Annotated in this window: 10 protein-coding genes; 2 read left to right on the forward strand and 8 right to left on the reverse strand. The window is 66.2% G+C overall.

What is annotated here, in order from left to right; translation table 11 throughout:
* Nucleotides 1-17 precede the first annotated feature (17 nt).
* From ACLJEU_RS17020 to ACLJEU_RS17035, 4 genes are all read right to left on the reverse strand, one after another.
* Nucleotides 18-800, reverse strand: coding sequence for a sugar isomerase domain-containing protein (locus tag ACLJEU_RS17020; protein ID WP_414660315.1), 783 nt, complete (start codon nt 798-800; stop codon nt 18-20).
* Nucleotides 787-1,692, reverse strand: coding sequence for an ROK family protein (locus tag ACLJEU_RS17025; RefSeq protein WP_414660314.1), 906 nt, complete (start codon nt 1,690-1,692; stop codon nt 787-789). Before ACLJEU_RS17025 ends, ACLJEU_RS17020 begins: the two co-directional genes overlap by 14 nt.
* Nucleotides 1,689-2,468 carry a sugar isomerase domain-containing protein gene (locus ACLJEU_RS17030; protein WP_414660313.1) on the reverse strand — a complete coding sequence of 260 codons (780 nt, stop codon included), beginning with the start codon at nt 2,466-2,468 and terminating at the stop codon, nt 1,689-1,691. The genes ACLJEU_RS17025 and ACLJEU_RS17030 overlap by 4 nt, the downstream gene beginning before the upstream one ends.
* Nucleotides 2,469-2,541: 73 nt before the next feature.
* A complete protein-coding gene (locus tag ACLJEU_RS17035) occupies nt 2,542-3,363 on the reverse strand; it encodes an SDR family NAD(P)-dependent oxidoreductase (RefSeq protein ID WP_414660312.1) in 822 nt (273 codons plus the stop codon).
* Between the two features lie 88 nt (nt 3,364-3,451).
* Here ACLJEU_RS17035 and ACLJEU_RS17040 point away from each other — a divergent pair, with 88 nt between their 5' ends.
* A complete protein-coding gene (locus tag ACLJEU_RS17040; protein WP_414660311.1) occupies nt 3,452-4,453 on the forward strand; it encodes a substrate-binding domain-containing protein in 1,002 nt (333 codons plus the stop codon).
* Nucleotides 4,454-4,651: 198 nt separating this feature from the next.
* Here the strand turns inward: ACLJEU_RS17040 and ACLJEU_RS17045 are convergent, their stop codons facing one another.
* Complete coding sequence (locus tag ACLJEU_RS17045) at nt 4,652-6,259, reverse strand: glycoside hydrolase family 10 protein (RefSeq protein WP_414660310.1); 1,608 nt, start codon at nt 6,257-6,259, stop codon at nt 4,652-4,654.
* 194 nt (nt 6,260-6,453) lie between these two features.
* Here ACLJEU_RS17045 and ACLJEU_RS17050 point away from each other — a divergent pair, with 194 nt between their 5' ends.
* Nucleotides 6,454-7,458, forward strand: a complete 1,005-nt coding sequence (locus ACLJEU_RS17050; RefSeq protein WP_414660309.1) for a Kelch repeat-containing protein — start codon at nt 6,454-6,456, stop codon at nt 7,456-7,458.
* A 16-nt stretch (nt 7,459-7,474) separates the two neighbouring features.
* Here the strand turns inward: ACLJEU_RS17050 and ACLJEU_RS17055 are convergent, their stop codons facing one another.
* From ACLJEU_RS17055 to ACLJEU_RS17065, 3 genes are all read right to left on the reverse strand, one after another.
* On the reverse strand, nt 7,475-8,686 hold the full coding sequence (locus ACLJEU_RS17055; RefSeq protein ID WP_414660308.1) for a sialidase family protein: 1,212 nt from the start codon (nt 8,684-8,686) through the stop codon (nt 7,475-7,477).
* Nucleotides 8,687-8,731: 45 nt separating this feature from the next.
* Complete coding sequence (gene hisD / locus ACLJEU_RS17060; RefSeq protein WP_414660307.1) at nt 8,732-10,003, reverse strand: histidinol dehydrogenase; 1,272 nt, start codon at nt 10,001-10,003, stop codon at nt 8,732-8,734.
* 101 nt (nt 10,004-10,104) lie between these two features.
* Nucleotides 10,105-12,321, reverse strand: coding sequence for a TonB-dependent siderophore receptor (locus ACLJEU_RS17065; protein ID WP_414660306.1), 2,217 nt, complete (start codon nt 12,319-12,321; stop codon nt 10,105-10,107).
* Nucleotides 12,322-12,345: the final 24 nt, after the last annotated feature.

The following is a 12,345-nucleotide window of genomic DNA, read 5'->3' on the forward strand; positions in this document are numbered from 1 at the left end:
GTTGCAACGAAAACGGGTCAGGCCGGGCCGACGTTCGCATAGAGCCGCGCCAGTCGATGCGCGTGCTCGTCGTACGCGGATTCAAAAAGAGCCGTCGCCCGCGCCGCGCCCACGACCACGCCGGCGCTCAACACCTTCGGCGGCTGGCCGGCCCGCGTGAGCCGTGCCGCCACCTCGGCCTTGATCGTGTTCACAATGAGACAGCCGCCGACCGTCGAGCCCGGCGCAACCGGCGTATCCAGTCCTTCGATCGCGACCATCGCGTCGCCGACCGGCGCACCGGTGTCGAGGACGAGATCGGCAAAATCCGTGAGCTTCCTGCCGTCGGCGCGGCGGGAGGTCGACGCCGCCGCGTGCGCCTTACTCACGAGCGCCACGACGCGCACCCCGCGACGTTGGAACTGTTCCGCCATCTCAATCGGCACGACGTTGCAGCCGCTCGATGAAATCACGAGCGCGGTGTCGACGGGCGCCAGCGCGTAGTTGCGCAGGATGCGCTCGGCGAGGCCGGACACGTTTTCGAGAAACATCGCCTGTCGCTGACCGTTCGCGCCCACGACGAGATTGTGGAATGAAAGCGACAGTTCGACAATCGGATTGAAGCCGGGAAACGAACCGTAGCGCGGCCACATTTCCTCCACCATGATGCGCGAGTGGCCCGAGCCAAAGAGGTGAACCATGCGCCCGGCCAGGATGGTGCCGGCAAACCAGTCGGCCGCCGTGGCAATGGCCGCGTGCTGCGCGGCGACGGCATCCACGAGCGTTCGAACCCGCGTCAGATAAGTGTCAGTGGGAGTCATGAAAAGTAAGGGCATGGCGCGCGGCCCCGATGGCACCGGCCCATTCGCCGAGCGCGGCGGCCACGATCGGAACGCGATGTCCGCCCGGCCGCCACTCGATCGCGTCGAGTTCGCGCGCGAGCGGGACAAACAACGCGTCGCCCGCCAGCGCGATGCCGCCGCCGATGACGACCACCTCGGGGTCGAAGAGATTGATCCACGAACCAATGGCGCAAGCCAGCGCCCGCACGGAACGCAGCCAGATCGCAGACGCCGCGGCGTCACCCGCGCGATGCGCCGCCACCAGCTCCGCCGTCGTTGAAAATCGTCCACCGGTGCGCGCAGCCACCGTACAGTCACCCATCCACACCTCAATCGCCCCCGGCATGCCCGTGATGCTCGCCGGACCCGAGGGATCCAACGACATGTGCCCGAGATGACCGGCGCGGCCGATGGCGCCGCGCAACAGGCGGCCATCGTTCAGCACCGCCCCGCCGACGCCCGTGCCGAGCGTCACCATCACCACGTGTCGCCGATCACGCGCGGCGCCGATCCACGCTTCACCGAGCAACGCGGCCTGCGCGTCGTTGAGTACCGGCACTATCGTTGTCCGGTCGAGCGCCGCGGTCCAATCGAGCCCGACCAGTCCGGCGAGTTTTCCCGGCAGATGGGCGATGCTGCGTGCGTCGGAGGCGACGAGGCCCGGTGCACCCACGCCGATTGCGGCGGGGGCATTTCCCTCCGCGGACGAAAAGTCCGCCAGCAGTCCGCGCGCGCCCGCGATCCACTCCGCCGCACCGGCCTCGCCGTCCCGTGTCGCCCGCATGGCACGCTGCCGCACCTCGCCGGCGTCCGTCACGGCGACGGCCTTCACCTGCGTCCCTCCGATGTCGATGCCGGCCGCCCAGATCATTGATAAAGGTGGGCGACGCTGCGCCGGTAGCCTTCGTAATAGGCTTCGAGCTGTTCCTCCGCGGCGTGTGCCGTCGTTGTACCCACAAACTGGTGACTCGGCAGCATGACCGGCTTGTGGCCGAGGCGCAGGAGCTGTTCCGCGGTCTCACAGCGCAGCATGTTGATCAGCATTGCTCCCGTCACGGTGGAGGTCGGCCCCGTGCGCCAGTCCAGACCCGGCACCTCGACCACGCAGTCACCGGGCGGGCAGTGGTTGTCGAGCACGACATCGGCGACATCGATCAGTTTGCGGCCGGACGAGTGCGCCGGGGTGGACTGCGAACAGTGCGCCACCGAAACCAGGCCAATCACCGGCAAGCCGCGCGCCTTGGCGCCGAGCGCCATCTCAACGATGAGCGGCCGGATGCCTGAGGTGGAGATGACGATGAAGGTGTCATGCGGGCCAAACTTGAAACCCGACAACAACTGCTCGGCGTAGCCCTCGATCTTCTCGAGGAAAAGCGGACCGCGCAGGCCGTTCATCCCGACGGTCGCACAGTGCTGCGAGACCGCCTGCTCCGCCCACGAGTAGAAACCGACGAAACAGCCCTGCCGCGGCGCCATCTCCTCGCACATCATCCGCGAGTGCCCCGCGCCGAACATGAAGACCAGTCCACCGCGCGCTATGCTACCGGCGCAGATCGCGGCGGCGCGCTCGATGGCGGGCAGTTGCGTCGCGCGCAAACGCGAGAGCAAGGCCTGGGTCTGATCGTAGTAATCGGTGGCGGCGCTCATGAAGGAAGTGAAAGCAATCGATCGTCGACGCGGGGTGAGGGCAACTCGCCTACATTAGGGCCGTGAAACGCTGTCATGGCTTTGTCCCCGGTCGCGGTGGAGGAATCTGTCCCTCGCTGACGGTCCAGCCTCCGTCCACGGCGAGCACCTGGCCCGTCACGAAACGCGAATCATCCGAGAGAAAATAAACCGCCGCGCCGTCGCAGTCTTCCGGTTGCCCAATGCGTCCGCCGTCGAGCGGTTGCTTGGTCGCGACGAACGCGAGAATCGTCGGATCACTGGCCGCGCGACGAGCCATCGGCGTTTCCACCAGCGCGGGAGCGAGCACGTTCGCCCGGATTCCCTGCGGGGCGTAATACGACGCGATACTCGTGGTGAAACCAACCACGGCGGACTTGGCCGCCGCATACGCATGCGTGGCGAAGAAGTGCGGCGACGGCGACCAGCCCAGCACCGAGCCCATGTTCAGAATCACGCCGCCCCCGCCCTGCGCCAGGAACTGTCGCACCGCCGCGCGGTTCGAATAGACGAGCGACGTGAGATTCAAATCCACCGTCGCGCGCCAGCCGTCGTCCGTCAGCTCGTGCAACGGCCCGTCGCCCATCCGTCGGCCGCTGCCGCCCGCGACATGGTAGAGACCGTGAAACGCACCGAACCGCTCCCGCGCCCGCGCGATCGCGGCCTCCGCATGCCCGGCATCGGTGGCGTCGCCCACCTGCGCCACTCCGGCGGCGCCGAGCTCCGAGGTGGCCTCCTGCGCGTGGGCGGCATTTCGCCCGGTCACCACGACGCCCCGCGCGCCGGCGGCGACGATTGCCCGCGCCGCGGAACGGCCGAGCCCCGTGGTCCCGCCTATGATCACAATGACTTTGTCCGCCAACAAGGGTCCGGCCATGCGCTCCCAGTGGAGCTGATCAGCGTGAACATTCAACGGTCATCAAATCGCTCGCCTCGGTAACTGATATGATAATAAAACGGCCGCGATGCCGCGTCCGCGCTCCGCTCACGTTCTCGAGGTCAAGGCCGCCCTCGCCGCCCGGCTGCGGAGCGACTTCGCCCATCCGGGCGGGCGTTTCCTCTCCACGCGGGCGGTGGCGCAGCGTTTTTCCGTAAGCTATCAGACGGCGCACCGCCTGCTGGCCGAACTCTCCGACGAAGGCATGCTGCGCCGGCAGGCCGCCTCGGGATCCTATGTGCCGGGCGTGCGCGCCACGCTGCGCGGTGTGCAGCTGATCTTCCACCCGCGGGCGCGACGCAAGGAGAGCTTCGGCGCGCACCTGCTTGAACTGCTCGTCGACGCGCTCGCGGCCAAAGGCATCGCGGTCACGCACAGCTGGCCCGACGCCTCCCGCCCGCCGCGGCTCCGGCCGGATCACTTCCCGGTCGTGTGGGAATCCAGCTCGGCCGTGCAGGCCGCGGCGGAATCGAAACGGTTCGCGCTCTGCCTGAACGATCACCCGCCGTCAGGTCTCGGTGGCAGTTATGTCGACGCGGTGACCACCGACGATTTTTCCGGCGGGGCGTGCGCCGCCGAGTTACTCAGGCAACGCACAGGACGCACCAGCGGCTTCGCCGTCCTCGGCGGGCCGAGGGACGATCCGCGCAGCCTGCAACGCATCGCGGGCTTTCGCCGGCACGCCGCCGGCGCACGCGTGGTGCATGCCGCGTCCTGGTTCGTAGAGGCCGGTGGCGAGCACGCCGCGGCAATGCTCGCGGCTCGTCCGGCCGGCATCTTCGCCTGCAACGACCGGCTCGCGGAAGCGATCATCAGGCACTGCCGCACGCACGAGCGGGCCCTGCCGCCGCTCGTCGGTTTCGACAACGCCCCGGTCGCGGAACGACTCCGGCTCACCACCATCGGCATTCCATGGGGCACCATGGTGACGCAGGCGGTCGAGCTCATCGCCGCCCGGCTCGCCGGCAGCACGGCCTCCGCGCGACTCATCAGCCTGGCGCACGAACCGACGTTGCGCCTCACGTGCTGAGGCCAATCGACTCCGTGGCCCGCGAATCACGCGAAAGGCCGCGAACGAGAAGAACGGGAAATTCGCCCGCCCCCAAACGGTGAACATTCCTGGAGGGTCGCTGGACTGATCTTCAGCAGTGAAATTCGCGTCCATTCGTGTGATTCGCGGGAGCTCCGCTGCAGGTCCCCTCCAAGGCGACCCGTCACCCGCGCGCCCTCAACGGGTCGCCGACTCCGCGAAACGCACGCTATGGTGCAGATCCGTCCAGCTCACCGCCGTCGCGCCCGCGGCCAGCGTCACCTGCACCGTCGTGCGGCCCGTCTGCGTCGCGGACGGCGGGAGCACAAACTCGAGCCAGCGCTCGCTCACCACGCCACCCTGCAACGCGACTCCCCCGACGCTGACCGCGACTGCCGCCGGATCAGGTGGCGCACTGAATTGCAGGCGCAGGGTCACGCGCTCCGCCACAGGATCACCGGGTGCACCGCCCAAATTCACCGGCAGCGTTTCCGATGCGCCGGGCCGCAGGGCGATGGGACTGGCGGGATTCAGCCGCGGGACGGTCATGAATCCAGCATGGGGATACGCCCCACCCGCCGCCGCGCCCTGGCCGAGCACGCTGGCAAACGCATCGCGATCCGCCGCGGCGAGTAGCGCCGGCGAGCCCAGTTCCCGCCAGATCGGATCCTTCGGATTGAAGGCATTGAAGAGGTAAACGCCATCGGCACCGGCGCGCCACGCGGCGAGCGCGCGGCCGCGATAGGCGGCGGTGGACGAGCGCAGTTTGCGCGCCGCCTCATCCCGCACCCGCGACTCGTCGAGTGACGGATACACCTTGGCGCCGTACTTGTGGCCGAGCGCCACGCTGGTGCCGACCTCGTTCATCTGGAAATAGCCGCCGGGAATCATCAGGTCGACTAGTCCGGCCGCGAGCCACCGCTCGAGGTCGAGGCCGCTCGCGCGGCAGTACGCGACGGAGTCCGGCACGCGCACGGCAAAGAGAATCGGCCGGCCGCGCTTCATCCCCTCGACCTCGGTCATCGTCCGGATGCGACGCATCAACGCCGTCATCAGGTCGCGTTCCGCGTCATTGCATTCCGTCCCGCTCTGCGCGGCGCGTTTGAAGAACACGGGGTGGCGGAAGAAATCGATTTCGACGCCGTCGACCGCGTAGTTCCGGCAAACCTCCTCGACGTAGCGAAACGCCAGGTCGCGGATCTCCTCACGCGTGAAGTCCACCGCCGACCACGCCCCGAATTTCGGCTTCTGCGTCGGCGAGCCGATCAGCCACTCCGGGTGCTCCCGCTTGAGCCGGTTGGCGCGAAACATCACCGGCCCGTATGCGGCGCCGCTGCCGTCGTGCGTGTCGTTCAGGCGAAACGACCAGAAGATCTCGATCCCATGCTGGCGGCCGAAGTCCGTCATCACGCGCAGCGGGTCCGTCCCGGCCGCGATCAGCGCCGGTGCCAGGTTGCGGGAAAACAAATCCTCCGTCGTGGAAAACACCTCGCCGATCTTCGTGCCATGAGTGAACAGCCCGAAACCGGAACTCCAGGTACAGTAGAAGATCGCATCCACCTGCGAACCGATCAGCGGCGTGGTGCGATACCCGAGGAGTTCCTCGGCGGAGGTCGTCTTGCAGAGGTAGACCGGTTCGTTGCCATCGTTGTTGAAGATCACGCGCCGCTGGCGCTCCGCGGCCCGCTGGCGCAGCGTGCGCAATTCCTCGAGCGATGAAATCGGTGTGACGCGATCCGGCGTTTGCGCCCAACCCACCGCGCCGCCGATCACAATCAGGAGAAGAAAAAGACGGAGATGCTTCATACAAAGAGGAGAGACGAACCCGGCGCGCGTCCTGATCGGAGTCGCCGCAGGTTCATGCGACCGCGCCCGAAAATCCCGGCAACGGCAGTGACGCGCAAGCGCGTTCGCCGCGGGTGGCGCGAAGACTTGCCTGCGACCGCGAATGACTCGACGGTGTTTCCACGCGGAGCCGCGGTGCGCCGCGCCCCGCTTTCATGATCCACGTCGCCTTCTCTCATTTTTGCCGGGCCGGCTGGCTCGCCCTCCTCCTGAGTATGATCAACGTGCACGCCGCCACCGCCGCTACCTGGGAACGCCTCGCACCGCTGCCGGTGGGCAACGGCGGCTTCGTCAGCGCCGTGCTCGGCGGCGACGTACACCTCGCCGGCGGCACCACCTGGCAGGGCGACACCAAGTTGTGGCTCGATCAGGTGTGGGCGTACGATGCGCGGAAGAATGCCTGGCGCGACGCTGGCCGCCTGCCCGCTCCCCTCGCCTATGGCGTGACCGGCCACGATGGCCGCACGTGGTGGATCGCCGGGGGTAGCACCGGCGAGAAAACACATCAGTCGCTCTGGAAGATCGAGACGGGGAAAGCCGCGCAACTCGTCGCGCCCCTGACCAGCGGCGTCGTCTACGCGGCACACGCCCGGATCGGTGCGCGCCTGTACGCAGTGGGCGGCACCGACGATCAGGCCGCCATCGATCGCGTGGGCAGCGCGTTCGTTGCCATCGACCTCGCCACCGGCGCGATCACCAGGCTCGCAAGTTATCCCGAGGCGGGCCTGACCACCGGCACCGCCGCCGCGTTGGGCGATCGCATGTTTGTTTTTGGCGGCGCCCGCTGGGACGCCACTGACAAGAAGGTCGTGAATCATCGCTCGGCGCACGTCTACTCGGTTGCGACCAATCGCTGGGAGAAACTTCCCGCCCTGCCCCACCCGGGCCGCGGTTACTGCGCCGTGACGCTCGACGATCGCCACATCCTGGTGGCCGGCGGTTACCGCAACGACGAGGTCGAGTTTGTGGCCGACGCTTATCTCTTCGACGTCACGTCGCGCACCTACCTCCCCACCCGGCCGCTGCCTTACGCGGGCATGGTTGGACTCGTGCAGGCCGGCGAGTGGCTCTACTGCCTCGGCGGCGAGGATAAAAAGCGCCACCGCACGGACGCCGTGTTCCGGATCCGGTGGCGCGAGCTGCTGGCGTCGGCGCGTTGAGCGGGTGGACTGAATCTCACTCCACCTGGACGAACGTGCCCTCGATGGTGCGCGGGCCATTCTCCTTGTTGAAGTAGTAAACCACCAGCGCGCGCTTGGCGTCGATCATCGTCACCCAGGGATAACCCAGGTCCGTGCCGCCGCCGTCGTCGCGCAACACCACCTCGGGGGCCGTCGCAGCATCGGTGCACTCCGCATTCAACACGCGGGCGCGGATGCCGTAGGGCTTGTGCCGATACCCGTAGACCAGGAGCACGCGATTGTCCGGCAGACGCGTCGCATGCAACGGATGGCCCTGGAAGCCGGCATCGGTCCACGGCTCGAAGCTTTGGCCCTTGTTCTTCGAGCGCGCCATGACGACGTGATCGTTGAAATCCGCGGTGCGGATGAAAGCCACGAGATCACCCTTGGGCGTTTCGTAGATCGACGTCTCGTTGAACGTCACCTTGGAATCGACCGCCACCGCTGAAGCATAGCTCCATGTGAGTCCTTTGTCGGCCGACACCAGCAGGTGATTCTCACTCCGTCGCGGAGCTTCGGCGGCGTTCATTGCCACGACCCAGTAGAGGCGTCCGTCGGCTCCCTCGCACATTGCGCCGCGATTATAGGCCGGCAGCGGCTGGCCGTAAATATCCACGCGGTTGTCGCCCTGCGTGCGCGGCGGATACAGCGGGCCGCTCCAGGCGTGACCGCCGTCGGTGGATCGCAGCAGATAGCCGCCAAGAAAGACGTAACGTTCGCCCACGACCGAGTTCGGCTTGGGCAGCTTGGGCAGCGCCGCCGGCGGCATCCACGCCCAACCGTAGCTCGCGCACACGATCGTGCCGTCGCGCAACTGCACCATGCAGGGATCCTGCGACCCGCCGTAAGGATGCGCGTACATCAGCTGCGGCTCCTTCGTCCACGTCTTGCCGGCGTCGCGCGAGCGAACGGTGACCAGGTAGCTGTTGGGATCAGTATGTGACGTCTTCTCGTCCCCCAGCAGCCGCCGGTCGGGCGCGCGGCGGAACGCGACCAGCAGCTCGCCATCGGGCCGGCGCACGATGGAGGGAAACGCGCTGTGAAAACGGGCGTCCGCGTACAGCGTGACGTCATCAAGTTTGCGGATACCGGGGCTCGAGGCCGCGGGCGCGGCGGCGAGCAGAACGGCTGACGTCATCGCGGCAAAGCCGGCGGCGAGACAACGCAGGGCGCGGGCGCGGAGGGTTGAAATAGTTTGGGTGGGCATGATTGAAAGCGGTGAATGAACAGGTCGATCGGCGAACACGATGGATCAACCACGTGAATAACGCGCAACGCGCACGCGGGCCGTGATCGCATGGGCGTGCATGCGTTCCACGTCGCACTGCCGGGCGGTCACCGCTCCGACCTCGACGCTCGCGGCGGGCGTCATCTGTTGGTAGGTGACCGTCTTGAGGAATTTTCCCACCCACACGCCACCGGTGTAGCGCGCCGAGCGACTCGTGGGCAGAATGTGATTCGTGCCGATGCTCTTGTCGCCGTACGCGACGGTCGTCTCCTCGCCGATGAACAGTGATCCGTAGTTTTTCAGCCGCTGGAAATAGTGGTCCGGATCGGTGACATGCAACTCCAGGTGCTCGGGTGCGTAGTCGTCGGAAATGCGAATCGCCTCGGCGACGTCGTCCGCCACGTAGAGTTTGCCGTGACTGGTCCAGGAAGCCCCGGCGATTTCGCGCGTCGGCAGCACGCGCAACTGCTGCTCGAGCTCGCGCAGCGTCTCGCGGCCAAATGCCTCGCTCAGGCACACGAGCAACTGACCGCTCGCCGGATCGTGCTCCGCCTGCCCGAGGAGATCGCAGGCCACGAGCGCCGGATCGGCCGAGTCATCGGCGATGATGGCGATCTCGGTCGGGCCCGCGAGGAGATCGATGCCGCACTGCCCGAAGAGCTGGCGCTTCGCCTCGGCGACAAACTTGTTGCCGGCACCGCACAGGATGTCGACCGGGTCGACGACGCCCATGCCAAAGGCCATGAGCGCCATCGCCGGCACCCCGCCGACCACGAAGATGCGATCTGCGCCCGCCGCCTTCATGGCGTTGATCGTCGCGGGGTACGCCCCGCCGCCCTGCAGCGGCGGAGTGCACGCGACGACGGTTCTCACGCCCGCGACCTTCGCGGGAATGATGCTCATCTGGGCCGATCCAAACATCGGATACCGCCCGCCCGGCACGTAGCTGCCGACCGATCCCACCGGAATGTGACGGTGCCCGAGCCGGACCCCTGGCCGCAGCTCCATCTCCAGCGGTGCCATCGTGCCGAGCTGCGCCTGGGCGAAGCGCCGGACGTTGTCCTGGCAGTATGCGGTGTCGCGAATCAACTCCTCCGGACACTGCGCCACCGCGTCGGCAATCTGTTGCGGCGTGAGTTCAAAGTCCGCCGGAGACCAGCCGTCGAACTTCGCACTGAGCGCGCGCACGGCATCCATGCCGCCCGCCTGCAGCTGCCGCAGGAGATCGCTGACGTAGCGCGCGGTCTCCGGATCCGTTTCAAACAGACGGTGACCGCCTTCCTTGATGATTTTCATGCCGGCAGGAAACGAGGGAAACGGAAGTGACGTGATCGCGCCCAGGCTGATGAAGGCTGAATGCAGGTTTCAACCTTCACCCTTCAATTGGACGCCGCGGGTCAGAAGGTGCGCGTCAGGCGGAACTTGATAATCCGGTCGCTGCCCTGGAACACCTGTTCCTTCGACACCGCGCGGGCGAGATACCACTTGTCCGTGAAATTATTCACGTTGAGGGCAAACCGGTACTTGCCCCAGGTGTAGTTGGCGAAGATGTCGCCGACGGTGTATTTGGGCAGGTAGTACGAGTTGATTGCGTCGACGGGCGCCGGGCCCTTGTGCATGACGCCGCCACCGATGGTGACGCCCTTGATGAACTTCAGCGGGCCTTCGCTCGAGGAGAACTTGTACCGGGTGTTGAAGTTGGCCGTGCTGCGCGGCGATCCGCGCGGGTACAAACCGCTCGGCAGCGTGACATCCATCTTGGCGCCACCGACATTGAACGACCAGTTGCGGGTCACGTTGAAGAAGATGTCGAGCTCGACGCCCTTCGTCTGCTGCTTCGCGATCTGAATGCGCCAGCCCTGGGCCGCGCGCACCGGATCGGGATCGGCGGTGAGGAGATTCTGGAGCTGCAGGTCGTACATCGAGATGGTGCCGGCAACGCGGCCCTCGAACAGGGCCAGCTTGAATCCGACTTCCTCGATGACGCCGAGCTGCGGCTCGAAGGCGGTGCCATCGGGCTGCGATCCGAAGTTGGGCGCGTACGTTTCAGAGTGATTGTAGAACAGCGAGCCCGACTTGGTCGGCTTGATGATCGCGCCGTACTTGTACGTCCAGGCTTCGCCGAAATTCGTGCGGCCGTTGACGCGGGTCAGCACGTTGTCCGTCCGGGTGTTGAACTTGTCGAACCGCGCGCCGCCGACGACCTGGAATTTCTCCTGCAGGAACTTCACGTGATCCTGGAAGGAGAAATTGTGGTTACCCGCATTCGTGAACTGGTAGTTGGTCTGGCGCGGCGTCTTCGGGGTGAACGGCGCATAGACCGGATTGAAGAGATTCAGATTGGGAATGGGATTCGCCGTGTCCTGCACGATCTCCTGCCAGAGCCGGCGCGTCGTGTACTGCGTGACAAACAGCAGCCGGTGATCGTTGCCCGGGAGATTCAGCCGGTAGCTGGAATCGAGACCACCCGTCACGTAAAAGTCATCGTTGCCGATCGTGCGCCACAGCCGGGTCATTTCCCGGTTGTTGGCGGCCATGCCGACGGGAATCACGTCCTCGACGAAGTGATCCCAGAAGCTGACGGTGCCAAAGATGCGCACCATGAGATCCTTCATCGGCTGCATCTCGTAGTAGATCGAGCCGGCCTGCTTGTCGTTGCGGACATGCGCCTGCTGTTCAGAGAACGTGAAATCGCGCGGCAGCAGGCCCCACGTCGTGAAGCCGCCCTGCGCCTGCGTGAGGCCTTTCGGCACCACGGTGTAGCCCTTCACCGGCACGAACGGCTGGAACATGCCGTTCTCACCCCAGTGCTTGAAGGACTTCTCGTGCAGGAACTCGCCGACGATGCGCAGCTGCGTGTTCGCGCTCACCCGCCACGTGAACATGGGATTGATGTTGTAGCGCCGGGCGTACGCGAAACGCGCCGCGACGTTGTTGACGATGTCCTCGTTGCGGTAGGTCGCGATGAGGCGGACCGACACCGATTTCCCGAGCGGCCGCGTGTAGTCGAAGTCCGTCTTGATCTGGTTGTGATTGCCGATGGTGAGACCGAGCTCGCCCTTCGGTTTCCACAGCGGCGTCTTGCGCACGCGGTTGGTCACGCCACCGATCGCGGTCGAGCCATAGACGAGCGCCGACGGCCCCTTCATCACCTCAATGCGCTCGAACTGGAACGGTTCCGCGCCCATCTGGCTCTGGTTCTGGTTGTCGACGACGCCGTCCGTGTACTGATCGCGCACCGTGTAACCGCGAACCTGCACGCTGTCGCCCACGTTCGATTCGATCGAGACCGCCGCGACGTACTTCAGCACGTCGAACAATTCGGCGGCCTGAAAGTCATCCATGAACTGGCGGTTGAGCACGTTGATCGTCTGCGGCGTGTCGATCAACGCGGTGGGAAAGCGGCCCACGCCGACGGCGTTGGGCGTGGAGTAGCCGACATCCTCGGAGTCGGTGACGACAAACTCCTTCAACTTCACGGCCTCGTCCCCGGCGGTCGGCGAGGTCGTGGGTTTGGGCGTCGACTGGGCGAAGCCAGGCGAGACAAACGTGACGCCGCAGCCCAGGACGAGCAGACAGACGAGACGTGGTGTGAGACGTGGTTTGGTTTTCATGGCGCTGGTGGGAGGAGGGGGTTC

The organism is Terrisphaera buseokensis (genome assembly GCF_047521145.2).
GTDB lineage: Bacteria > Verrucomicrobiota > Verrucomicrobiia > Opitutales > Opitutaceae > ER46.